29 protein-coding genes and 1 riboswitch are annotated in these 26,469 nt (G+C 73.0%); of the genes, 17 read left to right on the top strand and 12 right to left on the bottom strand.

Annotated features, from left to right (window positions below):
• The first annotated feature begins 26 nt into the window (after positions 1-26).
• From IEZ08_RS05865 to alc, 5 genes are all read left to right on the top strand, one after another.
• Entirely contained in the window at positions 27-899 is an 873-nt protein-coding gene (locus IEZ08_RS05865) for a 2-hydroxy-3-oxopropionate reductase (protein WP_189241797.1), read from the top strand.
• The gene (gene gcl, locus IEZ08_RS05860) at positions 899-2,617 is read left to right on the top strand and encodes a glyoxylate carboligase (protein WP_068922619.1); all 1,719 of its coding nucleotides are present in this window, start codon (positions 899-901) and stop codon (positions 2,615-2,617) included. The genes IEZ08_RS05865 and gcl overlap by 1 nt, the downstream gene beginning before the upstream one ends.
• Positions 2,618-2,713: 96 nt before the next feature.
• Positions 2,714-4,018, top strand: coding sequence for a glycerate kinase (locus IEZ08_RS05855; RefSeq protein ID WP_068922620.1), 1,305 nt, complete (start codon positions 2,714-2,716; stop codon positions 4,016-4,018).
• Between the two features lie 21 nt (positions 4,019-4,039).
• Positions 4,040-5,335: an allantoinase AllB gene (gene allB / locus IEZ08_RS05850; protein WP_189241796.1), complete on the top strand. Its 1,296-nt coding sequence runs from the start codon at positions 4,040-4,042 to the stop codon at positions 5,333-5,335.
• A gap of 125 nt (positions 5,336-5,460) precedes the next feature.
• Entirely contained in the window at positions 5,461-6,408 is a 948-nt protein-coding gene (gene alc / locus IEZ08_RS05845; protein WP_068922622.1) for an allantoicase, read from the top strand.
• Positions 6,409-6,462: 54 nt separating this feature from the next.
• Here alc and IEZ08_RS05840 read toward each other — a convergent pair whose 3' ends face one another.
• A complete protein-coding gene (locus IEZ08_RS05840) occupies positions 6,463-7,218 on the bottom strand; it encodes a class I SAM-dependent methyltransferase (protein ID WP_068922623.1) in 756 nt (251 codons plus the stop codon).
• 72 nt (positions 7,219-7,290) lie between these two features.
• On the opposite strand from IEZ08_RS05840, the gene IEZ08_RS05835 reads away from it, so the two are divergent.
• Positions 7,291-7,860, top strand: coding sequence for a CGNR zinc finger domain-containing protein (locus tag IEZ08_RS05835; RefSeq protein WP_189241795.1), 570 nt, complete (start codon positions 7,291-7,293; stop codon positions 7,858-7,860).
• Between the two features lie 30 nt (positions 7,861-7,890).
• Here the strand turns inward: IEZ08_RS05835 and IEZ08_RS05830 are convergent, their stop codons facing one another.
• Together IEZ08_RS05830 and IEZ08_RS05825 are read right to left on the bottom strand one after the other, a co-directional pair.
• Entirely contained in the window at positions 7,891-8,319 is a 429-nt protein-coding gene (locus IEZ08_RS05830; RefSeq protein WP_068922625.1) for a YkvA family protein, read from the bottom strand.
• Between the two features lie 80 nt (positions 8,320-8,399).
• Complete coding sequence (locus IEZ08_RS05825) at positions 8,400-8,876, bottom strand: winged helix-turn-helix transcriptional regulator (RefSeq protein WP_084779901.1); 477 nt, start codon at positions 8,874-8,876, stop codon at positions 8,400-8,402.
• Between the two features lie 100 nt (positions 8,877-8,976).
• On the opposite strand from IEZ08_RS05825, the gene IEZ08_RS05820 reads away from it, so the two are divergent.
• Positions 8,977-9,690: an NAD(P)-dependent oxidoreductase gene (locus IEZ08_RS05820; RefSeq protein WP_068922626.1), complete on the top strand. Its 714-nt coding sequence runs from the start codon at positions 8,977-8,979 to the stop codon at positions 9,688-9,690.
• Entirely contained in the window at positions 9,690-10,127 is a 438-nt protein-coding gene (locus tag IEZ08_RS05815; protein ID WP_189241794.1) for a nitroreductase family deazaflavin-dependent oxidoreductase, read from the top strand. Before IEZ08_RS05820 ends, IEZ08_RS05815 begins: the two co-directional genes overlap by 1 nt.
• Before the next feature lie 30 nt (positions 10,128-10,157).
• On the opposite strand, the gene pgeF is transcribed toward IEZ08_RS05815, so the two are convergent.
• From pgeF to IEZ08_RS05790, 5 genes are all read right to left on the bottom strand, one after another.
• On the bottom strand, positions 10,158-10,883 hold the full coding sequence (gene pgeF, locus IEZ08_RS05810; protein ID WP_373294329.1) for a peptidoglycan editing factor PgeF: 726 nt from the start codon (positions 10,881-10,883) through the stop codon (positions 10,158-10,160).
• Between the two features lie 81 nt (positions 10,884-10,964).
• On the bottom strand, positions 10,965-12,926 hold the full coding sequence (pknB, locus tag IEZ08_RS05805) for a Stk1 family PASTA domain-containing Ser/Thr kinase (protein ID WP_068922628.1): 1,962 nt from the start codon (positions 12,924-12,926) through the stop codon (positions 10,965-10,967).
• Between the two features lie 166 nt (positions 12,927-13,092).
• Complete coding sequence (locus IEZ08_RS05800) at positions 13,093-13,800, bottom strand: thiazole synthase (protein WP_068928609.1); 708 nt, start codon at positions 13,798-13,800, stop codon at positions 13,093-13,095.
• A 56-nt stretch (positions 13,801-13,856) separates the two neighbouring features.
• Entirely contained in the window at positions 13,857-14,057 is a 201-nt protein-coding gene (gene thiS / locus IEZ08_RS05795; RefSeq protein WP_068922629.1) for a sulfur carrier protein ThiS, read from the bottom strand.
• Positions 14,054-15,307 carry an FAD-dependent oxidoreductase gene (locus tag IEZ08_RS05790; protein ID WP_229802952.1) on the bottom strand — a complete coding sequence of 418 codons (1,254 nt, stop codon included), beginning with the start codon at positions 15,305-15,307 and terminating at the stop codon, positions 14,054-14,056. Before IEZ08_RS05790 ends, thiS begins: the two co-directional genes overlap by 4 nt.
• A 39-nt stretch (positions 15,308-15,346) precedes the next feature.
• Positions 15,347-15,459, bottom strand: a riboswitch (TPP riboswitch).
• Between the two features lie 191 nt (positions 15,460-15,650).
• Here IEZ08_RS05790 and IEZ08_RS05785 point away from each other — a divergent pair.
• The 4 genes from IEZ08_RS05785 (at position 15,651) to thiE (ending at position 18,794) form a co-directional block, all read left to right on the top strand.
• A complete protein-coding gene (locus tag IEZ08_RS05785) occupies positions 15,651-16,481 on the top strand; it encodes an SDR family NAD(P)-dependent oxidoreductase (protein ID WP_068922630.1) in 831 nt (276 codons plus the stop codon).
• A gap of 88 nt (positions 16,482-16,569) precedes the next feature.
• Positions 16,570-17,742 carry an NAD(P)/FAD-dependent oxidoreductase gene (locus tag IEZ08_RS05780; protein ID WP_068922631.1) on the top strand — a complete coding sequence of 391 codons (1,173 nt, stop codon included), beginning with the start codon at positions 16,570-16,572 and terminating at the stop codon, positions 17,740-17,742.
• 49 nt (positions 17,743-17,791) lie between these two features.
• Entirely contained in the window at positions 17,792-18,166 is a 375-nt protein-coding gene (locus IEZ08_RS05775) for an Rv2175c family DNA-binding protein (protein WP_068922632.1), read from the top strand.
• A complete protein-coding gene (gene thiE, locus IEZ08_RS05770; RefSeq protein ID WP_084779903.1) occupies positions 18,144-18,794 on the top strand; it encodes a thiamine phosphate synthase in 651 nt (216 codons plus the stop codon). The genes IEZ08_RS05775 and thiE overlap by 23 nt, the downstream gene beginning before the upstream one ends.
• 120 nt (positions 18,795-18,914) lie before the next feature.
• Here the strand turns inward: thiE and IEZ08_RS05765 are convergent, their stop codons facing one another.
• Entirely contained in the window at positions 18,915-19,982 is a 1,068-nt protein-coding gene (locus IEZ08_RS05765; RefSeq protein ID WP_068922633.1) for a polyprenyl synthetase family protein, read from the bottom strand.
• 149 nt (positions 19,983-20,131) lie between these two features.
• On the opposite strand from IEZ08_RS05765, the gene metF reads away from it, so the two are divergent.
• A complete protein-coding gene (gene metF, locus IEZ08_RS05760; RefSeq protein ID WP_068922634.1) occupies positions 20,132-21,064 on the top strand; it encodes a methylenetetrahydrofolate reductase [NAD(P)H] in 933 nt (310 codons plus the stop codon).
• Positions 21,065-21,171: 107 nt separating this feature from the next.
• On the opposite strand, the gene IEZ08_RS05755 is transcribed toward metF, so the two are convergent.
• The 3 genes from IEZ08_RS05755 to IEZ08_RS05745 form a co-directional block, all read right to left on the bottom strand.
• Complete coding sequence (locus IEZ08_RS05755) at positions 21,172-21,741, bottom strand: GNAT family N-acetyltransferase (RefSeq protein ID WP_229802943.1); 570 nt, start codon at positions 21,739-21,741, stop codon at positions 21,172-21,174.
• A gap of 172 nt (positions 21,742-21,913) precedes the next feature.
• Entirely contained in the window at positions 21,914-22,360 is a 447-nt protein-coding gene (locus tag IEZ08_RS05750; protein WP_189241792.1) for an SAV_6107 family HEPN domain-containing protein, read from the bottom strand.
• 332 nt (positions 22,361-22,692) lie between these two features.
• Positions 22,693-23,439, bottom strand: a complete 747-nt coding sequence (locus tag IEZ08_RS05745) for a L,D-transpeptidase family protein (protein ID WP_229802942.1) — start codon at positions 23,437-23,439, stop codon at positions 22,693-22,695.
• Between the two features lie 167 nt (positions 23,440-23,606).
• Here IEZ08_RS05745 and IEZ08_RS05740 point away from each other — a divergent pair, with 167 nt between their 5' ends.
• The 4 genes from IEZ08_RS05740 to IEZ08_RS05725 all read left to right on the top strand — a co-directional run bounded on the left by IEZ08_RS05740 (position 23,607) and on the right by IEZ08_RS05725 (position 26,436).
• A complete protein-coding gene (locus IEZ08_RS05740; RefSeq protein ID WP_189241791.1) occupies positions 23,607-24,086 on the top strand; it encodes a YbaK/EbsC family protein in 480 nt (159 codons plus the stop codon).
• On the top strand, positions 24,083-24,433 hold the full coding sequence (locus tag IEZ08_RS05735) for an arsenate reductase family protein (RefSeq protein ID WP_189241790.1): 351 nt from the start codon (positions 24,083-24,085) through the stop codon (positions 24,431-24,433). Before IEZ08_RS05740 ends, IEZ08_RS05735 begins: the two co-directional genes overlap by 4 nt.
• A 188-nt stretch (positions 24,434-24,621) precedes the next feature.
• Positions 24,622-26,085 (top strand): DUF6493 family protein, encoded by a 1,464-nt coding sequence (locus IEZ08_RS05730; RefSeq protein WP_189241789.1) that lies wholly within the window; start codon positions 24,622-24,624, stop codon positions 26,083-26,085.
• Positions 26,086-26,244: 159 nt separating this feature from the next.
• Positions 26,245-26,436, top strand: a complete 192-nt coding sequence (locus IEZ08_RS05725; protein ID WP_068922640.1) for a phosphotransferase — start codon at positions 26,245-26,247, stop codon at positions 26,434-26,436.
• Positions 26,437-26,469: the final 33 nt, after the last annotated feature.

The raw sequence follows: 26,469 nt of genomic DNA, 5'->3' as shown, positions 1-26,469 counted from the left end.
GGCGCGAGGCCGGGCGAGGAGAGCACATGAGCAGGATCGCATTCATCGGACTCGGCATCATGGGTTCGCCCATGGCCGGGCACCTGGTCAGGGCAGGACACGACGTCACCGGCTTCGACCTCAGCGAAGACGCCCTCGCCCGCCTCCGGGCCGCCGGAGGCGCGAGCGCGGCGAGCGTCGCCGAGGCCGTCAAGGGCACCGAGGTCGTCATCACCATGCTCCCGGCCGACCCGCAGGTCGAGGCCGTACTCCCGGAGATCCTCGACAACGCCGAGCCCGGCGCGCTCTACATCGACTTCTCCACCATCACCCCGCAGACCTCGCAGAAGGTCGCCCGCGAGGGCGCGGCCCGAGGACTGCGCGTGCTGGACGCCCCGGTCTCCGGCGGCGAGAAGGGCGCGGTCGACGCCGTCCTGTCCATCATGGTCGGCGGCTCCCAGGAGGACTTCGAGGCCGCGACGCCGCTCTTCGAGGCCGTCGGCAGGACCTTCAGGCTGGTCGGCCCCGCGGGCGCCGGGCAGTACGTCAAGGCCGCCAACCAGCTCGTCGTCGGCGGCACCTACGCGCTCGTCGCCGAGGCCGTCGTGCTGATGGAGGCCGCGGGCGTCGACGCCGCCGCCGGGCTCGACGTGCTCGCCGGAGGCCTGGCCGCCAGCCGCATCCTCGACATCAAGCGGGAGTCGATGCTCGCGCGGAACTTCCAGCCGGGCTTCCGCATCGACCTGCACCACAAGGACATGGGCATCGTCCTCGACGCCGCCCGCGGCGCCGAGGTGGCCATCCCCGTGGGCGCGCTCGTCGCCCAGCTCATCGCCGCCGCGCGCGCCCAGGGCCACGGCGGCCTCGACCACTCCGCGCTCCTCAAGGTCACCGAGAGCCTCTCGGGAAGGGACAGCTGATGGCCAGGATCCCCGCGATGAACGCGGTCGTCGAAGTCCTCAAGTCCGAGGGCGTCGACACGGCGTTCGGCTGCCCCGGCGCGGCCATCCTCCCCCTGTACAAGGCGATGGAGGAGGTCGGCGGCATCGAGCACCTGACCGTCCGGCACGAAGAGGGCGCCACCCACATGGCCGACGGCTGGGCCCGTACCAACGGGAGGGTCGGCGTCGCGATCGGCACCTCCGGTCCGGCCGGCACCAACATGATCACGGGTCTGTACACCGCGCTCGCGGACTCGATTCCGATCGTCTGCATCACCGGCCAGGCGGCCACCGCCCTGCTCGACAAGGAGGGCTTCCAGGCGGTCGACATCGTGGAGATCGCCAAGCCCGTCACCAAGTGGGCGGTGCAGATCAAGGAGGCGGCCACCGCCCCCTGGATCTTCCGCGAGGCGTTCCGGATCGCCCGGTCCGGCCGTCCCGGCCCGGTCCTCATCGACATCCCGGTGGACGTGGCCAAGGAGATCATCGAGTATGACCCCGCGCTGGACTCCCCGCTCCCGGTCGCGGTCGTCGAGCCGCACCCGCCGCGCGTCGAGAAGGCCCTGGACCTGCTGCTGGCCGCCGAGCGGCCGCTGATCCTCGCCGGCGGCGGCGTGATCATCGCCGAGGCCGCCGACGAGCTGCGCGAGCTGGCCGAGTACCTGAACATCCCGGTCCAGGTCACCCTGATGGGCAAGGGCGCCATCGACGAGGACCACGGGCTGTTCTGCGGTATCACCGGCGTGCAGACCTCGCAGCGGTACGGCAACGCCTCCTTCCTGGAGTCCGACCTGGTGCTGGCCGTGGGCGCACGCTTCGGCGACCGGCACACCGGGCAGCTCGACGTCTACCGGGGCAGCCGGACGTTCGTCCACGTCGACATCGAACCGACCCAGATCGGCAAGGTCTTCGAACCGGACCTCGGCGTCGTCTCCGACGCCAAGCTGTTCCTGCAGGCCCTGCTCAGGGCAGCCAAGGACCGCGGGGCGGGCCGCGGGCCCGGTGCCTGGGTCGGCCGGGTCCAGCACCTCAAGGCGACCCTGGGCCGCCGCGAGGACTTCGACACGGTCCCGATCAAGGCCCCCCGGGTCTACAAGGAGATCAACGAGGTCTTCGACGAGGACACCTACTTCGTCACCGCGATCGGCCTCTACCAGATCTGGGGCGGCCAGCACCAGAAGGCGTACAAGCCGCGGCACTACCAGATCTGCGGCCAGGCGGGCCCGCTGGGCTGGGAGATCCCGGCGGCGATCGGCGTCAAGAAGGCGCTCAAGCACACCGACCCGGACGCCGAGGTCGTGGGCGTCGTCGGCGACTACGGCTTCCAGTACATGGTGGAGGAGCTCGCGGTCGGCGCCCAGTACAACGTGCCGTTCGTGCTCATCATGATCAACAACGAGTATCTGGGCCTCATCCGGCAGGCCTCGATCCCGTACGACATGAACTACCAGGTGGACATCCACTACGACGAGTACGGCACCGACAACGTCAAGATCATGGAGGCGTACGGCTGCTCCGGCCGCCGGGTCGTCGACCCCGCCGACATCCGCGACGCCCTGGAATGGGCGCGCAAGGAGGCCCGGGCGACCAGCCGCCCGGTGCTCGTCGAGATCATGATCGAGCGCGAGGCGAACACCCCGCACGGCCCGGCCATCGACGCCGTCAGGGAGTTCGAACCCGTTCCCGGACAAGTGTGATGATGGATCGCCATCACACCGGGTTCCGGCACGCACCCCTGCCCGCTCGCACCGGGCAGGGGCGCGTGTCCGCCCATTCTCCACCAGGGAGCAGGGTTGTCTGAGTCGTCGTCCGGGCACGTCGTCATCGCGCCGGACAAGTTCAAGGGTTCGCTGACCGCGGCCGAGGTCGCCGCCCGCGTCGCGGCCGGTCTCGGCCCCGGTGTCGCCACCGTGGCGCTGCCGGTCGCCGACGGCGGCGACGGGACCGTGGCGGCCGTCGTCGCCTGCGGGTTCGAGCCCGTCGAGGTCGAGGTCACCGGCCCCGTCGGTGACCCGGTCCGCGCCGTCTACGCCTGGCGTGACGCCGGGCCGGGGACCTCCCCGTCCGGCGCCGGAGCGGTGGACGTGCCGACCGCCGTCATCGAGCTCGCCGAGGCCTCGGGCCTGCGGCGGCTCCCGGCCGCCGCGGCCGCCTCCGCCCAGGCGTCCGCGAGCTCCGCGAGCCCCGCGAGCTCCGCGAGCTCCGAGCCGGGACCCGCCGCGCACGGCGGGGTCGAGCTGGCCCCGCTCACCGCGACCAGCCGCGGCACCGGCGAGCTGATCGCCCACGCCGTACGGCGCGGCGCCCGCCGCGTCGTCCTCGGCCTGGGCGGCAGCGCCTCCACCGACGGCGGCGCCGGGATGATGAGCGCCCTCGGCGTACGCTTCCTCGACGCCGGAGGGGCCGAGCTCCCGCCCGGCGGCGCCGCCCTGCGCGCGCTCGACGAGATCGACACCTCCGGGCTCCTGGAGGGGATCGGCGACGTCGAGTTCGTCGTGGCCAGCGACGTGGACAACCCGCTGCTCGGCCCGTACGGCGCCGCCGCCGTCTACGGCCCCCAGAAGGGCGCCTCGCCCGAGGAGGTGCAACTGCTCGACGGCGCGCTCGCCCGCCTGGCCGCCGTGGCCGCGCACACCCACGGCCTGGTCGGGGCGATCGAGCACGATGACGTGGTCCGTCCGATGGGCGTGGCCGGGCAGCCCGGGGCCGGGGCCGCCGGGGGAGTGGGCTTCGCCGCCCTCGCCTTCCTGCGGGCTGAGATCCGCCCCGGCATCGAGTACCTGCTCGACCTGCTCGGCTTCCAGGACCTGCTCACCGGAGCCCGGCTGGTGATCACCGGCGAGGGCTCCCTGGACGAGCAGACCCTGCGCGGCAAGGCCCCCGCCGGGGTCGCCGCCGCAGCGGTCAAGGCCGGCGTCCCGGTCGTGGCCGTCTGCGGCCGCCGTGCCCTCGGCGACGACGAGCTGCGCGCGGCGGGCATCGAGGCCGCCTACGCCCTCACCGACATCGAGCCCGACCCCGAGCGCTGCATCGCCGAGGCCGGCCCGCTGCTCGAACGCGTCGCCGCCGGGCTCGCGGCCGACCGTCTCGCGCCATAGGGAACCCGCAAGGAGTCGCACATGCACGATCTGGTCATCACCTCCCGCAGGGCCGTACTGCCCGAGGGGGAGGGGCCCGCGGCGGTCGCCGTACGGGACGGGAGGATCACCGGGGTCTTCGACGCCGACGCCGCGCCGGAGGCCGCCGAGCGCGTCGACCTCGGCGACGTCGCGCTGCTGCCCGGGCTCGTGGACAGCCACGTCCACGTCAACGAGCCCGGCCGCACCCACTGGGAGGGCTTCGCCTGCGCCACCCGGGCCGCCGCCGCGGGCGGGGTGACCACGATCGTGGACATGCCGCTCAACTCGCTTCCGCCGACCGTGGAGGTGTCCGCGCTGGAGGTCAAGCGGGCGGCGGCGGCCGGCCGGTGCGCGGTCGACGTGGCCTTCTGGGGCGGCGCGGTCCCGGGCAACCGCGAGGAGCTGCGGGCTCTGCACGAGGCGGGCGTCCGCGGGTTCAAGTGCTTCCTGTCCCCGTCGGGGGTGGACGAGTTCCCGCCTCTCGACGCGGCGGAGCTGCGGGCGGTCATGACCGAGATCGCCTCCTTCGACGGCCTGCTGATCGTCCACGCCGAGGACCCCGAGCTGCTCGCCGACCCCGCCGGGCCCGGCTACGCCGAGTTCCTCGGCTCCCGGCCCGGCGAGTCCGAGCGGCGCGCCGTGGAGCGGGTCATCGCGCTGGCGCGGGAGACCGGGGTACGGGCCCACATCCTGCACGTGTCGTCCGCGCTCTGCCTGGAGCCGCTGGCCGAGGCCCGTCGCGAGGGCGTGCGGATCACCGCCGAGACCTGCCCGCACTACCTGACGCTGGCCGCCGAGGAGGTGCCCGAGGGCGCCACCCAGTTCAAGTGCTGCCCGCCGATCCGCGGCGAGGCCAACCGCGACGAACTCTGGAGGGGCCTGGCCGCCGGGGTGCTCGACTGCGTCGTCTCCGACCACTCCCCGTCCACCCCCGACCTGAAGGTGCCCGACTTCGCCGCCGCCTGGGGCGGGATCTCCTCCCTCCAGCTCGGCCTGTCCGCGGTGTGGACCGAGGCGTCCCGGCGCGGGTACGGCCTGGGCGACGTGGTGCGCTGGATGGCGGAGGCTCCGGCGGCCCTTGCCGGTCTGGACGGCAAGGGGAGCATCGCCGTGGGCAACGACGCCGACCTGGTCGCCTTCGACCCCGGCGCGGCCCAGACCGTGGACGCCGCCGCCCTGCACCACCGCAACCCGGTCACGCCGTACCACGGACGGACGCTCACCGGCGTGGTGCGCACGACCTGGCTGCGCGGCCGGGCCGTACGGGACGGCGCCCCGCGCGGCGCCCTGCTCTGACCGGCCCGGGCGCCGGCGGCCACCGGACTCCCGTCTGCGAGGCCGGCTCCGCGAACCAGACCCCTTCCGCGAGCGGGGACCGTACCCGCCGAGCACGTCACCCCGCCTACCAGAAAGGCTCTCCCGTGAGCGAGTTCACCCGCCTGCCCGACCTGGCCCTGCGCACCCTCGGCGGGTCCGTCGTCGCGGCCAGCGACGAGTCCTTCGCCGAGAAGGAGAGCCTGATCCGCCCCGGCCACCCCGGCTTCCGGGCGGAGACCTTCGGCGCCAAGGGCCAGGTCTACGACGGCTGGGAGACCCGCCGCCGCCGCGAGCCGGGTCACGACTGGGCGCTGGTCCGCCTCGGCCTGCCCGGAGTGATCCGCGGCGTCGTGATCGACACCGCCTGGTTCAAGGGCAACTACCCGCCGCACGCCTCCGTGGAGGCGGCGGCGGTCGAGGGCTACCCGGCGCCCGCCGAGCTGCTGGCCGCCGAGTGGACGGAGATCGTCCCCAGGAGCGACCTCAAGGGCGACGCCGAGCACTTCTTCGAGGTGGCCGACGAGCGCCGCTACACCCACGTCCGGCTGAACATGTTCCCCGACGGAGGCATCGCCCGCCTGCGCGTGCACGGCGAGGTCCGCCCCGACCTGTCCCTCTACGAGGGCCTCGGCCTCGATCTGGCCGCCCTGGAGAACGGCGCGCTGGTCACCGGCTGCTCCGACGAGTTCTACTCCTCACCCAACAACGTCATCGCCCCGGGCCTGGCCCGCCACCAGGCCGAGGGCTGGGAGACCGCGCGCCGCCGCGACGGCGGCAACGACTGGCTGACCATCCGCCTGGCGGGCACGGGCGTCGTCAAGCTCGCCGAGATCGACACCAGGAACCTGCTGTTCAACGCCCCCGGCTGGGTCTCCCTCACCGGCGTCGACGCCTCCGGCGAGGAGTTCGAGCTGCTGCCGAAGACCCGCCTGCAGCCCGACACCCCGCACCGCTTCCGCATCGAGGACGCCCGCCCCGCCACCCACGTCCGGGTCGACATCCACCCCGACGGCGGCCTGGCCCGCGTCCGCCTGCACGGCCTCCTCGTCTGATCGTGATCGCAGCGAGGCGCTCACCAGGAGACCGGCTCCCGTGCGCCACCCGGATCAGGCGCGGACGGCGCACAGGAGCCGGTTGTGGCCCCGCTGCCACAGGGTGCCGACCTCGGTGAAGCCCGCATCGAGCAGGGCGCCGACATGCTCGGAGAGCAGGGGCGATTCGGAACCGTGGTGGTCGGCGCCCGCGGTGGTGCGGGCGGCGTGGAGTTCGGCGAAGGCCGGGTCGGCGGCGACGGACTCCCACCACCGGCGCCAGTCCTCGGGGCGCCGGTCGCCGAACCTGCGCGCGGTCTCCCGGTCGTGCACGGCGCGTTCGAGGCGGGCGATGGCCGGAGTGGTGTCGTCGGTCTCCAGATGGTCCCCGTTGAGCAGGAGCCCGCCCGGACGGAGCACGGTGGCCAGTTCGGCGTACATCTTCGACAGCTCCGGCCCGGAGATCCAGTGCAGCGCGGTGGTGCTCACCGCGGCGTCGGCCGGGCGGTCCAGGCCCAGGGCACCGGTCCACCCGGGTGTGCGCAGGTCGAGGGAGACGAACCTGAGGTGGGGGTAGGCGGCCCGGCCGAGACCGAGCAGCAGCGGGTCCGCGTCGACCGAGATCACGGTCGCCCCGGGCAGCCGCTCCAGCAGGCGGGCGGACAACGAGCCCGGCCCGCAGCCGAGGTCGATGACCAGGGGGTCGGGACGGCCCATCGCCTCGACGGCGTCGATCAGCGCGGTGAAGCGCTCCTCGCGGTCGGGCAGGTAGCCCTCCTGCTGGCGGTCCCAGCGGGCGATCCACTCGAGCGCGGCGTCGTGGGTCAGCACAACGACCTCCTTGTAACTGTCGTCTAAGCTTTTACTAGTCACAACCTAGAGTGTGAGGATGTAACTGGTCAAGTGGAGTTCAACAGTCACACCGATATGATCGTCCGGGTGGCGGTGGGCCTGGTCAACGAGCTGACCCCGGGGGAGCGGCGGGGCCGTCCCTTCCCCTCCCCACCCGATCTCGCCGCAGCCGCCGCCGAGGGCCTGCGGACCGGCTATCCGGGGCACCGCGAGGTCACCGAGGCGGAGGCCGCCGAGTTCGCCGAGATCGCGGTACGGCTCCGGGCGGTCTTCGAGGCCGTCGCGGCCGGGGACATCGACGCGGCGGCCCTGCGGGTCAACGCCCTCCTTGAGGAGACACGCGCGCGGCCGCTGCTCCAGCGGCACGACGGGGAGCCGTGGCACCTGCACTTCCACGGCCCCGGCGGCACCGTGGCCGGAGACTGGGCGGCGAGCTGCGCCACCGGGCTGGCGATCGTGCTGGGCGGCGAGTTCCGCGACCGCCTCGGCGTGTGCACGGCGCCGCACTGCGACCGGGTGTACGTGGACGTCTCCCGCAACGGCACCCGCCGGTTCTGCGGCACCGCATGCCAGAACCGCGTCAAGACCGCGGCCTTCCGCGCCCGGGGCAGGGACGCGTGACAGCCGCTCCCTGATCCGGGCACGCCCGGATCAGGGAGCGACAGGCGGCTCGCCGAGCCCGGTCAGCCGGGACAGGACGGCGAAGCCGTCCTCGGTGCCGGGCCAGTGCCGCCGCACGGCCCGGATCCCGGCGTGGCGCACCACCGAGCGCAGCACGACGACCACGACGACGGCGTCGTCGGCATAGCCCAGGACCGGGATGAAATCGGGCACCAGATCGATGGGGAAGGCGAGATAGGCCAGCAGCAACGCGAGCCGGACACGGATGCCGCGGGGCAGGGCGGGATCGGCGGCCAGGCGGCGGACCAGGCGCAGCACGTCGGGCATCAGGCGCAGCGCCTCGCGCAGCAGGCCGCCGCGCGGCCGGACGATCACCAGCGCGGCGATCAGCGCCAGCCAGGCGACCAGCAGCGCGACGACGAACCCGATCAGCAGGTCCCATCCCCATGCTCCGGTCATCGCCGATCGCCTTCCCGCCCGCCGGCCTCGATCACCTCGCTGGGACCTTGCCCGTTGCCGTCCGAAGTGCCGGCAGGATCTCATATGAGACCGCGACGGCCGCGCATGCCAGGACGACCGCGACCACCATCCGGATTCCGTACGTCGTCCTGGTGATCATGCCTGGCCCTGTCCGCGGCCGAGCCGTGAACCGCCGCAGGGGAGGCGGCCTCCCGGGCGTCGAGGAGCTCGTCCCAGTGCTCCTCGGCCCAGGCGCACAGGGCGTCCATCGGCCCGAGCAGGCTGCGGCCCAGCGGGGTCAGCGCGTACTCGACCCGCTGCGCCGGACCGGCGGAGACCGTACGGGAGACCAGCCCGTCCCGCTCCAGGGAGCGCAGCGACTGCGTGAGCACCTTCGCCGAGACGGCCCGCAGGGGCACACGCAGCTCGGAGAAGCGGCGCGGCCCGTCCTGTAGGCAGCGGATGATCATTCCGGCCCACTTGTCGCCGACGCGGACCGGGTTGAGGCCGGACGGGCACACCGGGTCGAACATGTCCGGGTCGAGAGGCTTTCCCACAGCTCCACCGTAGCCGGTAACCCGGAGGTAACCACCGGGCCGGATACCGTCCGGGCAGCGGCCGGCGATCAGGTCCGGCCACGGGACGAGAGGTGCCGGCATGGGCAGGATCATCATCTTCGGCGCGGGCGGCAGGGCGGGGCGGGCCGCCGTCGCGGAGGCCCTCCGCCGGGGTCACCGGGTCACCGCGGTCGTGCGCGACCCGGCCCGGTACGGTGACCTGGCTGCGGAGGGCGAACCGGCCGCCGGAGGCGACGGCGTGCACGCGGGTGGTGGGCCGGTCCTCACGGGCGGCGGCTCGGACGCGGACGGTGTGACGGTCGTCGCGGGCGACGTCACCGACGCCGACGCCGTCGCCCGGCTCGCGGCGGGGCACGACGCCGCGATCGGCGCCGCCGCCGACCTGGGCGCGCCTCCCGAGGTCTTCTTCCCCGCCGCCGCGCGCGCCCTCCTCGACGGGCTGAGCCGGGCGGGGGTGGGCCGGCTGCTGGTGGTCGGACTGGCCTCGGTGCTGGAGACCGCGTCCGGAACGCTCCTGATGGACACCCCCGGCTACCCCCAGGAGTACCGCGGCTTCTACCTCGGGCACGCCGCCGGGAACGACGCGCTGCGCTCCGCCGACACCGGCGTCGACTGGCTGGTCCTCAGCCCGGCCGGGGACTTCGACCACGGCGGCGCGCGCACCGGCCGCTACCGTACGGCGCCGGCCGACGCGGCCGGCCGCATCTCCTACCCCGACTTCGCGATCGCGCTGCTCGACGAGATCGACACCCCCGGGCACCACCGGACGCACCTGGGCGTGGAGGAGGGCTGATGGAAGAGACGGAAGAGACGGCGGAAGTCATCGACAGCCCGGACGCGTGGGTGGCCGGGCACATCCGCCGCTTCCTGGAAACGGACGGGCGGCCCCGGCCGGGGATCGACGACCTGCTGCTGACGACCCGGGGCCGCCGGTCGGGCAGGCTGCGCCGTACGGCGCTGGTCTATGTGAGGGACGGCGACCGCTACGTCGTCACCGCCTCCAACCGGGGGGCGGCGGGGGACCCCGCGTGGTACCTCAATCTGGTCGCCGACCCCTCCGCCGTGGTCCGGGTCGGCACGGAGGAGTTCGCCGCGACCGCGAGGACCGCCTCCGCCGGGGAGAGAGAGCGCCTGTGGGGGCTCATGGTCGAGGCCATGCCGTCCTACCGCGACTACCAGGGGATGACGGAGCGGGAGATCCCGGTGGTGATCCTCGAACGCGCGGAGTGACGCGGGCCGGACGAGTCTCCGGGAGGAGCCTCAGCTCTCCATCCAGATGTAGCCCGCGAAGCGGCCGGTGGGGCGCTCGCGGCGGTGGGAGAACAGCTCGGGCGACTCGATGGTGCAGCGCGCGTCGTGCCGGACGTCGCCGACCCCGGCCCGGGCGAGCTGAGCGGTGATGCCCGCCCGCAGGTCCACCGCGGGCGTGCCCTCGCGGGTGGTCGCCCACGCCTCCGGGACCGCCTCGGCCACCTCCGACCGCATCTCCTCCGGGACCTCGTAGCAGAGCCCGCACGCGGCCGGGCCGATCAGCGCGACCAGCCGGGAGGGTTCGGCGCCGCGCTCGGTCATGGCCGCGACCAGCGCGGGAACCACTCCGGCCACCGTGCCGGGCCGTCCCGAGTGGGCGGCCCCGACGACCCGGGCGGCGGGGTCGGCCAGCAGCACCGGGGCGCAGTCGGCCACGAGCACGCTCAGCGCCAGGCCGGGGACGTCGGTGCAGACCGCGTCGAGCGCGGGCGGGTCGTCGCCGAACGGCCCGGCGACGTGGCGCACCCCGGCCCCGTGCACCTGGCGCATCATGACCACGCGCTCCGGGTCCACCCCGAGGTCGGCGGCCGTCCTGACCCGGTTGCGGGAGACCGCCTCCGGGGCGTCGCCCACGCCACCGCCGAGGTTGCGGCTGTCGTACGGCGCGGCGCTCACCCCGCCGTGCCGGTCGGTGAAGGCGGCGTGGATCCCGTCGGCGAGCTGAATGCGGTTCACCGGGGGAGGCTACCAAGCGGCGGGCACGGGGGCAGCACCGGAAAGCGGACCGCCGCCGACCGGACGGGAGCCGGGCAGGCGTCAGTGCCAGAGGGTGACCCTGGTGCCCGCCGGGGCCGGCTGGCCGCCGGGCGGGGTCTGGGCCAGCACCCGCCCCCGGTTCAGCCCTCTCCTGATCTCGACCTTGAACCCCGCCGCGCGCAGCTCGTCGCGCGCGGCCCGGATGTCCTTGAACATCACGTTGGGGATCGGGACGCCGCCGGAGCCCTCGGTGACGTTCTGGTCGTTGCCCTCCCACGGCCAGTGCCACTCGACGCTGCACGCCGACAGCGTCAGGTTGACCACCGCGCCCTTGTCGACCTCGGCATTGGGCCGGGGATCCTGGGCGATGACGGTGCACGGCTGAGCGGAGTCGTTCTGCTCGACGAACTGAGGGTTGAAGCCCGCTCCCCGCAGCATCTGGTCGGCCTGGTCGCGGTGCATGCCCCGGACGTCGGGCATCACCAGGCCCTTGCTGACGATCAGGTCGACCTTGCTGTTCTCCTTGAGCGGGGTGCCCACCCCCGGGCTGGTGCGGATCACCTGGCCGCGCGGGACGGTCTCGCTGGCCTGCCCCTTGACGTCGTCGGGGACCAGCCCGACCGAGGCGAGCTTCTCCTTGGCCGCGGACTCGTCCATGCCGACCACGTTGGGCACGTTCACCCGCTTGGGGCCCGCCGAGGCGACGAGGACCAGCTTGGAGCCGGGCTTCACCTCGGTCTTCGGCGCGGGGTCGACCCGGAGCACGATGTCCTTGGGGACCTCCTCGTCGTGCTGCGCCTCGCCGATCTCCACGACGAAGCCCTGCTGCCTGGCCTCGTTCGCGGCGAGGGTGATGTTCTTGTTGAGCAGCGCGGGCACCTCGACGGTGTCGGTCTGCGAGAACAGCCAGCCGGTCACGCCGACCGCGACGACCATCACCACGGCCAGGGCGACCAGGAACCAGTTCGGCCGGAACCCGCGTCTCCCGGCCGCCGGGGACGGCGCCTGGCCGGCGGGCGGGCCGGTGAGCAGGTCGGCGCGGGGCTGGATCAGGGTCGGGTTGGGGACGACGCCCCCGGCCATGCCCGCGGCCACGGCCGGAGCGGGCACCAGGCCCGGTACCGGGCCGGTCGGGATCGGGGACACCGGCCCGGACGGGATCGGGCCGCTCTCCCTGGGCAACGTCCGGTGCGCCTCCACTGCAGCCACCAGCATCGCCGTGGCGTCCGCCGGGCGGTTCGCGGGATCGCGGGCGGTCGCCTGGGCCACCAGCGTGTCCAGCAGCGGAGGGCAGTCCGGCAGCAGCGCCGAGGGCATGGGCACGGTGTCGTGGACGTGCCGGTAGGCCACCGACATCGGGGTCTCGCCCTCGTACGGCTGGCGGCCGGTGACGAGCTCGAACAGCATGATCCCGGCCGCGTAGACGTCGCTGCGAGCGTCGGCCGCGCCGGAGGTCACCTGCTCGGGGGACATGTAGCCGATGGTGCCGATCATCACGCCGGTGCGCGTCTGGTTGCTCGCCTCGACCGCGCGGGCCAGGCCGAAGTCCACGACCTTGACCCGGCCGTCATCGGTGAGCAGCACGTTCTCCGGCTTGACGTCCCGGTGGATCAGCCCGGCCTGGTGGGCGGCGCCCAGCGCGGCGAGCACCGGGATCATGACCTCCAGGGCCTCGCGGGCGGGCAGTCTGCCGCGCTCGCGCAGCACGTCGCGCAGGGTCCGGCCCGGAACGTACTCCATCGAGAGATAGACGTTGTCCCCGTCGGTGCCCTGGTCGAAGACCTGCACCACATTGGGGTGCGAGAGGCTCGCCACCGACTTGGCCTCGCCGATGAAACGCCGCACGAAGGCGGGATCCTCGGCGAGGGAGCGGTGCATCACCTTGACGGCGACCGTACGGTCGAGCCGGACGTCCAGGGCCAGGTAGACGGTGGCCATGCCACCCCGGGCGATCCGGGACTCAACGCGGTAACGCCCGTCGAGGAGTCTCCCGACGAGGGGGTCGGTTAGCGTCGTGTCCACCTGCCCGAGTTTACGGGCGTTTTGCCCTTCCCAGGGTGTCCACGGGTTAAACCGATGCGGATACGTGGCGTTCGGCCGCGTCCCCGCCCCGGTCTCCGCCCCGCCCCTGCCCGGTCTCCGCCCCGCCCCCGCCCTGCCCTTCCGCCTGGTCCCCGCCGCCGGACGGTTACGGATGCATCGGCGAGGAGGCCTCGGCGTACCTGCGCCGGGGGATGCGCCCGGCCTGCCGGGCGGCCCGGCCCGCCCGCACCGCCAGACGCATGGCCTCGGCCATCAGGTCCGGCCGCTGGGCCCTGGTCACGGCCGTGGCCAGCAGCACCGCGTCGCAGCCCAGCTCCATCGCCAGCGCGGCGTCGCTGGCCGTGCCGATCCCGGCGTCGAGGATCACGGGCACGCCCGCGGCCTCCACGATGAGCTCGATGTTGTGCGGGTTGCGGATGCCCAGGCCCGAGCCGATCGGCGCGCCCAGCGGCATCACGGCCGCGCAGCCCGCCTGCTCCAGCCGCCGGGCCAGGGCGGGGTCGTCCCCGATGTACGGCAGGACGACGAACCCGTCGGCCACCAGCCGCTCGGCGGCGTCGAAGGTCTCGATCGGGTCGGGCAGCAGGGTGCGCTCGTCGGAGATGACCTCCAGCTTGACCCAGTCGGTCTCCAGCGCCTCCCTCGCCAGCCTGGCGGTCAGGACCGCCTCCCCGGCGGTGAAACAGCCCGCGGTGTTCGGCAGGACCTTGATGCCGCGGGCGCGCAGCACGTCCAGCACCGAACCCCGCGACGACGGGTCCAGCCGCCGCATCGCGACCGTGGTCAGTTCGGTGCCGGAGGCGACGAGCGCCTGGTCCAGCACCTCCAGCGAGGGAGCCCCGCCGGTGCCCATGATGAGCCGTGAGGAGAACTTCTCCCCACCGATGATCAGATCGTCGTCCACGTCCTTCACCCTCCCTGCACCGCGGTGAGCACCTCGACCCGGTCGGCCTCGGAGAGCGTCGTGGAGCTCCACGCGCCCCGCGAGACGACCTCGTCGTTCAGCGCGACCGCGACGCCGCTCACGGCCTCGGTCAGCTTCTGTACGGCCTGCGCCACGGTGGCCCCGGAGGGCAGCTCGTGCGCGGCACCGTTGATGATCACGTTCAACGCTGCTCCTGGAAACGGAGGGGCGAGCAGAGCGCCGCCAGTTCCTCGTGGTCGCCCGCCTCGTCCATGAGGAGGGCAGTGGTGAGCGGGGTCAGCAGGACGCCGCCCCGGTGGTGGCCGGTGGCCAGCGACAGGCCCGGAAGGACCGTCGGGCCGATCAGCGGCAGGTTGTCCGGGGTGCCGGGACGCAGCCCGGCCACCACGTCGGCCAGCTCCAGCTCGGTGACGCCCGGGACCAGCTCCCGCGCGTCGCGCAGCAACTCCCACAGGCCCCCGGCGGTCACCCGGGTGTCGAAGCCCAGCTCCTCCTGGGTCGCGCCGAGGACCAGCTCCCCGTCTCCGCGCGGCACCAGGTAGACGTACGAGCCGTGCACGGACCCGCGCACGCAGTGCCGCAGGATCGGCTCGGGGGAGCGCAACCGCATGATCTGTCCCTTGACCGGGCGGACCGGCGGGACCACCTCCGGCGGGAGCCACCGAGCCGCCCCCGACCAGGCGCCGGCCGCCAGGATCACCCGCTCGGCGAGGATCACTCCGCCGTGCGGAGGCTCACCGGAGAGCTCACCGGAGGGCTCACCGGGGGGCTCGCCGGGGGACGGGGGACGGCCGTCCGGCGAGCCTCCGGCCGGTGCGAGCCGTACCCCGACGACGGTCTCACCGGAACGCTCCAGGCCCGCCGCCCGCGCCGGGACCATGGTGACTCCCCGTCGCTCCAGCGCGGCCAGCAGCGCCCGCGTGACCCGCCGGGGATCCACCCAGGCGTCCCCGGGGGCGAGCAGGCCGCCGCGGACGGCGGGGGCGAGCATCGGCTCCAGCCGCCGGCACTCGCGGCCCGTCAGCCGTTCCACCGGCAGCCCGAGCCTGCCCATGAAACCCGCGAGCTCGTCCAGGGCCGCCAGGTCGTCGGAACCGAAGGCGACCTCCAGTGTGCCGTCGGTCCGGTAGTCGAGGTCGTGACCGCTGTCCGCGGAGAGCTCGGCCGCGAAGGCGGGCCAGCGCTCCAGCGACGCCAGGCCCAGCCGGAGCAGCGGCTCCTCGGTGTAGGTGACCTCGCTGACCGGCGCCAGCATGCCGGCGGCGGCGTGCGAAGCCGCGGCGGTGGAGGCGGGGGCGGGGTCCACCACCGCCGTGCGCAGCCCGCGCCGGGCCGCCCGCCAGGCCGCCGCCAGGCCGACGAGGCCACCGCCGATCACCAGGACGTCACAGGGGGCGGCCGGTACGGCCGGTACATCAGAGGAGGGGGCCGACACGGCCGGGACATCGGCGGAAAGAACCGGCACGGCCGGATAAGACATGATCACTCCGCTCCCTTCGCCGGCATGACCCGGATCAGGTCCGTGGCGGTCGAGGGCCCGCAGCCCTCCTCTCAGCCCGGTGATGCCGGGCTCCCGCGCGTCTTACACCTCCACCTTAGAGCCTGACGCGCACCCGGCCTGCCCGGTGTCCGCCCATGACTCCCCCTCGGCGTACGCCCGTGACTCCCCCTCGGCGCACGCCCGCGGCGTCCTCCGCGGCCATCCATGCGCCGCGCGCATGGCCGCTGTGCGCGACGCTCGCTTGTTGCCCGCCGGAGGCGGGCCTACGCTCTGCGGCATGAGCAAGATCGCACTGGTCACGGGGGCCAACCAGGGTCTGGGCCTCGCCCTGGTCGAAGGGCTCGCGCGACGACTCGGCCCCGGCGACGTGGTCTACCTGACCGGCCGCGACGCCGGACGCGTCGCCGCGGCGCGCGAGCGCGTGACCGGCGCGCGGGCCGAGGTCCGCACCCGCCTGCTCGACGTCCGCGACGGTGACGCGGTCACCGCCCTCGCCCGCGACGTCCACGCCGACCACGGCGGCGTGGACGTCGTCTTCTCCAACCACTACCTCCGCACGGTCCCCGAGGACGTCCCCGCCGATGTGATCGGCCCCTACGTGGACGCCAACAACCTCGGCACGACACGGATGCTGCGCGCCCTCCTGCCCGTCCTGCGCCCGGGCGGGCGCTACGTCGTCGTCTCCAGCAGCCTGGGCCTGCTGCGGGAGCTGCCGCCGCGGCTGCGCCCGCGCTTCGACGAGGCCGGGACGCTCGACGAGATCGACGCGGTCGTCATGGCGTGGCGCGACGCCGTGCTGTCCGGCCGGGCGGCCGAGGAGGGCTGGCCGGAGTTCATCAACATCCCCTCCAAGGTGGGTCAGGTCGCCGCCGTGCGCACCCTCGCCCGGCAGCGGCGCGCCGAGGACCTGGCGCATGACCGCCTGCTCGTCGCGACCTGCCCCGGGATGATCGACACCGCGTCGTCACGGCCGTGGTTCGACATGACCGGGGCGCAGACGCCGCGGGAGGCGGCCGTGGCGCTCCTGGACCTGACGCTCGGCCCGGACGTCGACCCGGCCCTCTACGGCGAGCTCGTACGGTTCGGGAAGGTGCTGTCCTGGCCGTGACGGCCGGTCCGCCCGCCGGCGGCCGTGGCGCGTTTCGTTATCCGGGAGCCGTTTCAGGGGGCGGGCCCGGCCGCTTAGGGTTCATTCTGTGAATCGTGTCGTGGTGGTCGGCGCCGGTCTCGCCGGTGTGCGGAGTGTCGAAGCGCTGAGAGCCCGAGGGTTCGGCGGTGAGATCACGATGATCGGGGCGGAACCGCACCGCCCCTACGACCGCCCTCCGCTGTCCAAGGCGGTCCTGCTCGGCACGACCGACTCCACGGTCGTCGACTCCGACCTGGACGCGCTGGAGGTGGACTTCCGCCCCGGCGTGGCCGCCACGAAGCTGCGCGAGGGCGTGGTGGAGACCACCGGAGGCGAGCTGCCCTACGACGGCCTGGTCGCCGCCACCGGCGCGAGCCCGATCAAGCTGCCCGGGGACGGCCCGCAGCAGGTGCTGCGCACCATCGACGACGCCCTCGAACTGCGCGCCCGCCTCACAGCGGGAACCAGGGTCGCCGTCATCGGCGCGGGCTGGATCGGCGCCGAGGTGGCCACCGCCGCGCGCAAGGCCGGATGCGCCGTCACCGTCGTCGAGGCCGCCGCCCATCCGCTGGCCGTCGCGCTCGGTCCGGTCGGCGCGCACACCGCCCCCTGGTACGGCCAGGTGGGCGTGGACCTGCGCACGGACGCGGCCGTCGCCTCCGTCGACCACGGCGGGCTCACTCTCGCCGACGGCTCCTCCGTCGAGGCCGACGTGGTCGTCACCGGCGTGGGCGTGCGGCCGTCGGTGGACTGGCTGGCCGGTTCGGGGATCGAGCTGGACAACGGGATCGTCACCGACGAGCACCTGCGTACCTCGATGCCGGGCGTGGTCGCGGTGGGCGACTGCGCCGCCTGGTGGTCGCGCCGGTACGGCCGCCGCCTGCGCGTCGAGCACTGGGACACCGCGCTGGGCGCCCCCGACGTGGCCGTGGCCACGCTCCTGGGCGACGAGGCGGTCTACGACCCCGTCCCCTACTTCTGGTCCGAGCAGTTCGGCCACATGGTGCAGTACGCCGGCGACCACTCCGGCGCCCGTCTCCTCATGCGGGGCGACCCGGACGACGGAGGCCGGTGGACGGCCTGCTGGATCACCGGGGACGACACGCTCGCCGCGGTCCTGTCGGTGGACCGGCCACGCGATCTGCTCCAGGGCCGCCGCCTCATCGAGGGCGGCCAGCGCATCGACGTCGATCGGATGACCGATCCCGCGATAGCGTTGCGCGACTGTACGGCGGCATAACCGAACCGCCGGTGTTTGGCTGAGGACGCGATGTGGTAATGGTGGTTTCGTGACGCTTTCTGTTGCGCAGATCGACCGGGAGACCGACGAACTGGTGGGCGAGTGGCTCACCTTGACCGAGGTGGCCAAGAAGCTCAACCTCAGCCCAGGTCGCGCAAAGCAACTTCTCAGGGACCACAAGCTCATCGGAGTCCGCAGGGGAGGCGGTGAGCCCCAGGTGCCCGCCGTGTTCCTCGCCGGAGACGACGTCGTCAAGGGCCTGCCGGGCACGCTCACCGTGCTGCTCGACGCCGGCTACGACGACGTCGAGGCGCTCCGCTGGCTGTTCACCCCCGACGACACCCTGCCGGGGTCACCGATGGACGCGATCGTCGCGGGCCGTCATACCGAGGTCAAGCGGCGTGCCCAGACCCTCGGTTTCTGACGCCCGCCTCTACCTGTGCACTGACGGCCGCCGCGACCGGGGAGACCTGGCCGACTTCCTCGACGCCGCCCTCTCGGGCGGCGTCGACATCGTGCAGCTGCGCGAGAAGGGGCTGGAGGCGCGTGAGGAGCTCGCGCTCCTGGAGGTCTTCCGCGACGCCTGTGACCGGCACGGCGCGCTCCTGGCCGTCAACGACAGGGCGGACATCGCCTACGCGGCCCGTCCGGACGTCCTCCACCTCGGTCAGGACGACCTGCCGGTGCGCGTCGCGCGCGACATCCTCGGCGACGACATCCTCATCGGGCGTTCCACTCACGCCATCGAGGAGGCCTCCGCCGCGGCCGTCGAGCCCGGAGTCGACTACTTCTGCTGCGGCCCGATCTGGCCCACGCCCACCAAGCCCGGACGCCACGCGCCCGGGCCGTCCCTGCTGGAACACGCCGCCTCGCTGCCCGCGGACCGCCCGTGGTTCGGCATCGGCGGCATCGACCTCGGCAACCTGGACGAGGTGATGTCGTACGGCGTGCGCCGCGTCGTGGTCGTACGGGCCATCACCGAGGCCGATGACCCGAAGGCCGCCGCGGCCGAGTTCCGGCGGCGGCTGATCCAGGCGGACGGCACGGCCTGACGGCGCGGGTTCCGGGCGGCCGGCACGGCAGAGCCGCCCGGAACCGGCCCGGGGCCGGCGCGATGCGGCGGGCTCGGATCCGGCGGGACGCGGCGGGCTCAGGCCGGTGGATGCGCGGGCTCAGGTCCGGCGGGACGTGGCGGCCACGGCCAGCTCGGCCAGGGCCGCCCGGGACTCCGGCGTGATCGGGGCGTCCTCCAGCGAGCTCAGGGCGCCCTCCAGATAGTCGGAGATCATCTTCTCGCAGACGTCGAGGGCCCCGGTCTCCTGGATGATCCGGCGCAGCCGGTCGACCCCGGCCGCGTCCAGTTCCGGGTCACCGAGGGTGCGGCCCACCTCCTCCGCCTGGGCGCGGGAGGCCGCGGCGAGCGCGCGGGCGATGAGCATCGTCCGCTTGCCCTCGCGCAGGTCGTCACCCGCGGGCTTGCCGGTCTCGGCCGGGTCGCCGAACACCCCGAGGATGTCGTCGCGCAGCTGGAAGGCGATGCCGACGTTGCGGCCGTACCCCTCGCAGAGGCGGTCGATCCACGGCGCCTGGCCCTGCACCGCCAGCACCAGGCCGAGCCGGAGCGGGTGCTCCACCGAGTACTTCCCGCTCTTGAACAGGGCCACCCGCAGCGCGCTTTCGAAGGTGTTCTCACCGTGGGCCTGCTCCAGCAGGTCCAGGTACTGGCCGCACATCAGCTCGGTGCGCATGTGGTCGTAGACCGGCTGGGCCGCGGCCAGCGCGGCCGGGGGCAGGCCGCTGGTCCGCCACATCTCGCCCGACCAGACCAGCAGCAGGTTGCCCAGGAGGATGGCGGCGCCCTCGCCGAACTGCTCGGCCGAGCCGTGCCAGCCCGCCTTCTCGTGCAGGGCCTGGAAACGGCGGTGCGCCGAGGGCATGCCCCGGCGCAGGTCGCTGGCGTCCATCACGTCGTCGTGCGCGAGCGCGCTGGCCTGGAGCAGTTCGAGCGAGGCCGCCGCGGTGAAGAGGGCGGGGTCGTCCTCGCCGCCCGCGCCGCGCCAGCCCCAGTAGCAGAAGGCCGGGCGGAGCCGTTTGCCCCCGCTGAGGAAGTCCTCGTAGGCGGCGACGAGGGGTGCGAGCTCAGGGGCGCTGACCAGCGGTCGCTGCCGGTCGAGGAACTCCCTGAGGGAACGATCCACCTGGGAGCGGACGATGTCCAGCAGAGCTGCGGAAGCGGTCATGCACAGAGATTAACGTCCGGGGGCCTGATTCTGATCAAGGGGGGGACGGGAACCCCGTCTCCGTTTCGCGGGGGTTCGCGCCGGTCACGTACGACGCGGCCTGCTCCCGGCGCACCTCGCCCGGGGAGCCGTACCAGTACCCTAGGGGCATGGCTCTGGGTCGCTCCTCAATCCTTCCCGATCGTGTGCCCACCGTGCGCGAGCTTCTCGCGGCCGGTGGCCGGTCCTTCTCGTTCGAGTTCTTCCCGCCGAAGACCGACGAGGGGGAGCGGCAGCTCTGGCGCGCCATCCGGGAACTGGAGGCGCTCCGCCCCACCTTCGTCTCCGTCACGTACGGCGCCGGCGGCGGCACCCGGGACCGTACGGTCGAGATCGTGGAGCGGCTCGCCCACGAGACCACACTGACCCCGGTGGCGCACTTCACCGCCGTCAACCACTCGATCCGCGAGCTCCGCCACTTGATCGGCCGGTTCGCCGGGGCCGGCGTGCGCAACATCCTCGCCGTGCGGGGCGACCCCCCCGGCGACCCGATGGGCGAGTGGGTGGCCCACCCCGAGGGCGTGCTCTACGCCGAGGACCTGGTCCGGCTGATCCGCCAGTCCGGCGACTTCTGCGTGGGCGTGGCGGCCTTCCCCTACAAGCACCCGAGGTCGGCCTCGGTGGAGTCCGACACCGAGTACTTCGTGCGCAAGTGCCGGGCCGGCGCCGACTACGCCATCACCCAGATGTTCTTCCGGGCGGAGGACTACCTGCGGCTGCGCGACCGGGTGGCGGCCGCCGGTTGCGACACCCCGATCATTCCCGGCATCATGCCCGTCACCCAGATGAGCACGATCGCCCGGTCCGAGCAGCTCTCCGGTGCGCCGTTCCCGCCCGAGGTGGCCGCCCGCTTCGAGGCCGTCGCCGACGACCCCGCGGCCGTGCGCAGGCTGGGTGTCGAACACGCCGCGGAGCTCTGCCAGACCCTCCTCGACGAGGGCGCGCCCGGGATCCACTTCATCACCTTCAACAGGTCCAGTGCGACCCGTGAGGTCTTCCAGGCCCTCGACTCCGCCCGGGAGGCGGCCCCGCTGACCGCGTGAGTCCCGCTGACCGCGTGAACCGGCGACCGGGTGGAGCGATGCCGGTCGCGTGGGCCCCGGTGCGCCCGGCGGATCCCCTCCACGGTGGCGATCCGCCGGGTATGTCGCTATCGGCCCATGTCGTCCGTGTCCTCCGCCAGGGGGAGCACGGCTCCGGCGATGACGTAGTGCTCGTAGCCGCCGGGGAAGACGAACCAGGTGAGCAGGTCGACGAAGCCCATGCTGCGGTAGAGGCGCCGGGCCACGGTGGGCTGGTCACGGGTGGAGAGCACGGCGGTGCGCTCACGGCGTCCGGCGCACAGGGCTCTCACCAGGGCACGGCCGATGCCACGGCCCTGGTGGTCAGGGTGCACGTGAACCTCGGCGATCTCCAGGGCGTCCCCCAGCCAGTCGTAGGCCTTCTTCTCGCCGAACTGGTCGGTGAGGGCCCGGTGGACCACGTCGTGCCACCACTGGCCGGCCACGCCGTGGAAGCCGTAGGCGAGACCCACCGGCAGCCCTTCGTCCGTCTCGGCGAACAGGCAGGTGAACCCGGGATGGGCGGCGTGGTTCGCCATGATCGCTTGGCGACCGGAGAGCTGCTCGGGGGGCGGCTTCATCGCCGCGGTGTAGATCTCGAGAACGGAATCCAGCCGAGCGGCGAACTCATCGGGGTCGATCCGTCGCAGTCCGGTCACTTGTCGACCCTAGCAGGGGGATGTCCAGCTCAACCCGATGAAGGCGGCAAAAGCGGTGCTCAGCGTTTCTGGCGAAATATTCAAGCGTGACGTGCTCGGCCCGGGCAGGAGCCTTCCCGTCATCCTCGCTCCGGTGGCAGCGGGGTAGCGGCGGGGTGACGGCGGCGGCTCCCTAACCGGCCAGGGGGATGCTGGTGGGCAACGTGGGCTGACTGGGCACACCGAGCAGCGTCTCCACCGTGGTGACGAACCGCTCGGCCTCGGAGACCAGCTCCTCGGCGTCACGTGACGGCACGGAACTGGTCATCCCCGCTTCGATCGCGGCTCGCTTGGCCGCACTCACCTCGAAATAGGGCGCCCAGTCGGCAAGCCGGGGTTCGGCCTCCGGAAGCAGCTCCCAGGCGCTGCGCAGCCTGCGCCTGCGGCCGTCCATCGGCCGGGGCCGGGCGGCCAGGATGGCCGCGGCGGCCCGGAGCGCGGCCAGATGCGCCGCGACGTAACGCTCCGCCGAGGTGCGGGCGCTCGCCGCCTCCTCCAGGCAGTCGCGCGCGTCGGTCAGGCGCGCGCGCACCGTGGGCGACAACCGGGGCCCACCGGAATCGCTGAGCCGAGGGGTCATTGTTTCTCAGCCTCCTTGGTCGCAAGCGGCTCCCGGCGTTTTCGCCGGTGAAGCCACGTTCGCAGACCCCACCGACAATTCCGCCGGGCGGTCGGACGAGGAGCTTCCCCTCTCCCCGTCCGTCCCGACCGTTCCCCGCCGCCTTCCTTGACGGTGGAGGTCAGGCCGACCGCCCTGAACGTGAGCCGCGAGTCCCACGTCATTACATCGAACATAAATTCGATCATCGATGGTGTCAAGTAAATCGACGAACAAAAGTTCGATCATTGTGGGAACGGAAAAGCCCCGGAAGATCGAAATCTTCCGGGGCCTCCGGTTGCGGTGAATGACGGCTACCGGACGAACTTCCCCCGGACGTGGACCGGCACCGCCGTGCCGAGCAGGTCCGGAAGGACCTCGGCCACGTGCATCGGCAGCCGGACGCAGCCGTGCGAGGCCGGTGTCAGCGGCACCGACAGCGCGCCGTGGAAGGCGATCCCGCCGTTGAAGAAAATCGGGTTGTACAGCTGCCCCAGGTAGGACTTGTGCCACCCGTCCCTGCGCCAGGTCGTCTTGTAGTCACCCGTCGGCGTGCGGGCGTCACCGCAGAACCGCTGCGTCTTGCCCTGCCAGTTCGCCGTCTCGCAGTACGGGATCCCGCTGCCCGAGGAGACGTGGCTGATCAGCTTCACCTGCCCGTCGACATAGAGCACCATCACCTGCGTGGCGAGGTTCACCTCGGCGCGGGTCGGCTTGCCCCTGGGCACCAGTACCTTCGGCGCCCGGGGCGCCTCCAGGGCGTTCCACGTCCTGCGGGCGACCGTACTGGTCGGCTTGAGGCCGTTGACCTTCTGGAAGGCCCAGACGGCGGACATCGTCGCACCGCCGTACCGGCCGTCGATCTTGCCGGGGTCGTAGCCCAGCTCCTTCAGCCGCCGCTGGAGCACCTTGACCGCCGCACCCTTGGCTCCGGGCTTGAGCGTCTTGCCCGGAGCGGTGAAGGAAGCGGTCCCGGTCTGCGCGGCGGTTTCCACCGCGGCCGCCGGAAACGCCGGGACCCCGGCCGCCGCGCTCGCACCACCGGAAGAGGACAGAATCACCGTCCCCGTCACCAGAGCGGCCACTGCGAGCCGCCGTCCAACCCCCACGTAACGTCATCCCCTCAAATCACTGATAACTGGATCGACGGACCATAGCGCACAGCCCCTGCGCCTCCGGGGATGGTTATGAAGCGGTAATGGACCGTCGTTTTGTTTAGAGTGTCCGGGTGCCCGAAAAGTTGCATCCCAACGTCGAGAAGGTCGCCGCCGTCCTGGCGGAACACGGCGTCACCGGCGAGATCGTCGTGTTCTCCGAGGCCACCCCGACGGCCGCCACCGCCGCCGCGCAACTCGGCTGCGAGGTCGGCGCCATCGCCAACAGCCTGATCTTCGACGCCGACGGCGAGCCGCTCCTCGTCCTCACCAGCGGCGCCCACCGCGTGGACACCGGCCTGATCGCCACGACGGTCGGCGCGTCCGCGGTCAGGCGGGCCACCCCCGAGTTCGTCCGGGCCGCCACCGGCCAGGCCATCGGCGGCGTCGCCCCGGTCGGCCACCCGGCCCCCGTCCGGACCCTCGTCGACACCTGGCTCAGCAGGCACGACGTCGTGTGGGCCGCGGCCGGTCACCCGCACACGGTCTTCCCCAGCTCCTACGAGGAGCTGATCCGCATCACCGGCGGGACGCCCGTGGAGGTGGAACGGTGACCACGGTCTGGCACAACCCCCGCTGCTCCAAGATCCGCAACGCCCTGTGCGCGCTCACCGAGTCCAGCCAGGACGTGGTCATCCGCCGATACCTGGACGAACCCCCGACGGCCGCCGAACTCTCCGACGTCCTCGACCGGCTCGGCCTCGAACCGTGGGACATCACCCGGATGACCGAACCCCGGGCCAAGGAGCTCGGCCTGGCCGCCGAAGCCCGCGACCGGGACGAATGGATCGCGATCCTGGTCGCGAACCCGGTCCTCATCCAGCGTCCGATCGTGCTGACCGACGACGGCCGCGCCGTGATCGCCCGCGACGAGGAGACCCTGAAGTCCCTGCTCCCCTGACCTGCACCGTCCACCCGTACGGGGGAGGTCCGCCTCCCGGGGGAGGCGGGGTCCGCCCACAGGGTGATCTTTTTATGGTCTAGGCGTTAATGCTCAATTCCGTCTGAGGTGTTCCCTAATGTCCCTTGTGGCTGGCGCGCTGTGCGCTTCGCTCGAGTGATTCAGACCGACTTTCAGGGGATGCCGCCATGACCGTGTGGGAGGAGGTTCGCGACCTCATCGGTACCGGTGACGCGTTCAAGGTCGCGGCCAGGGTCGCCGACCTCGACGACGCCGGGCGCAAGGAAGTGGCCCGGGAGCTGCCAGGCCACGTCGAGGCGGCTCGCAGGGATGTGGAGAGGCCCCTGCGTGAACGTTCGGAGCGGCTCAGCCGGATCCGGCTGGAGCGGGGGGAGGCGTACAAGCGGTTCGCCCGCGAGCGCGGGGTGCCCCTGCGGGAGATCCACCGCCGGTGGGCGGAGACCCTGGGCTGGAGCGGCGACATGGAGGGCACCTGGGAGGATCCCCGGCTGAAGCTCCCGGAGTCCGAACGCGAATATCCGTCCCCGTCCGAGTACGACGCCTGGATCGACACGATGCGGGTCGCGGGGGCGGGCACGCTCCCCACCACGGCGGCCGTGGTCGCCTGGCTGCACCGGAGCGACTTCGAACGCCGCGACCGCTCCGCCGACCTCGTCGAACCGGTGCTCCAGGCGATCGCCGCGCGCCCCGCCGAGTGGCAGGCCGACCTCGCCGTACGGCTCGCGCTGCGGGTGCGCGTCCGACGCGACCGATGGGCGGGCGATCCCCGAGACCGGAACCTGCCGCTCACCTTCGCGCTGCTGGGCCGTACCGGCACGACGCCGCCCGAGCACGACCCGCTCGTGCTCGTCTGGGTCGATACGCCGCCGACCGCGGACCGGCTCCGTGGCGATCGGCTGCTCGACGTGCTCCTGCCGAGGCTCTTCGAGGCCCAGGGGGTGGGCCGGGCACTGAGCGGGGAACGGGCCGATCCGCCGGCCGCCGAGTCGTGGCTGGGCACGCTGCACGCCCTGGCCGCCGAGGGCAGGGTGGACCGGGAGATGCTGCTGCGGGGCTGCGTGAGCCGGTTCCTGCGCGGGGGGAGCACGACCGAGCTGCGGTTCTTCGCCCGCCTCCACGAACTGCTCGAACCGTCCCCGGCCGAGGTGGCCTCCCGCGTCGGCGACTATCTGCGGTTGCTGCCGGTGGCCCCGGGACCGGTGGCCAAGCTGGCGTTCAAGCATCTGGACCGCCTGGACTCCCTCGACCCGGACAAGGTGGACGAGGCCCTGTCCGGCCTGCTGTTCCGCACGGAGGGCGGGCTGGTCCAGGCCGGACTGGCGTGGCTGGACCGGTTCCTGCGGCAGGAGCCGGTCCGGGCAGACGGGCTGGCGCCGTCGCTGGCGGTGGCACTCGGCCACCAGGCGGCGACCGTACAGGAGCGGGCCGTGCGCGTGGCGGTCGAACACGCGGCGTCCTTCGGCCCTGTCGGCGCCGAGACCGTACGGGATGTGACGGGGCAGCTCCCGCCGGACCTGCGCAGCAGGCTGAGCGCGGCCTTCGGCGAGGCGTCCTCCGGCGGGTCCGGACCTGAACGTCCGGGGCTCACGGCGGGCGCCTCGAACGATCGTGAGTCCCGCCGGTGGGAATAGGCTCTTCGCGTGTCCGGCAGCCGATTTTTCGTCGGCTGCACCCTCCTGGAGATCGGCGGGGTGGGCAGCCTCAGGGGGTGCGACCGTCAGCAGCCGGGACGCCCAGGGGCTGCTCTACAGCCTGGTGGCCGCGCTGGGCATAGAGATTGAGAACTGATCGTGAAATTCGGTGACCAGGTCGAGCAGGCTCTCGACAGGCTCAAGGGCGTCGTCGACGTCGCCGCCTGCCGGGCCGTCTGGGCGAGTGCGCTGACCTCGGCCTGGCCGTTCCCGCCGGTCTGGTTCCATGGTGATGTCGCCGCCGGCAACCTGCTCGTCTGCGACGGGAAGCTGTCCGCGGTCATCGACTGACGGCGCATACTCCGCCAGAGCTGCGGTATCCCA

The organism is Planobispora rosea, from assembly GCF_014648175.1.
In the GTDB taxonomy this organism is placed as follows: domain Bacteria; phylum Actinomycetota; class Actinomycetes; order Streptosporangiales; family Streptosporangiaceae; genus Planobispora; species Planobispora rosea.
The sequence above is the reverse complement of the archived record's forward strand: the minus strand, read 5'-3'. Positions and strand labels throughout refer to the sequence as shown.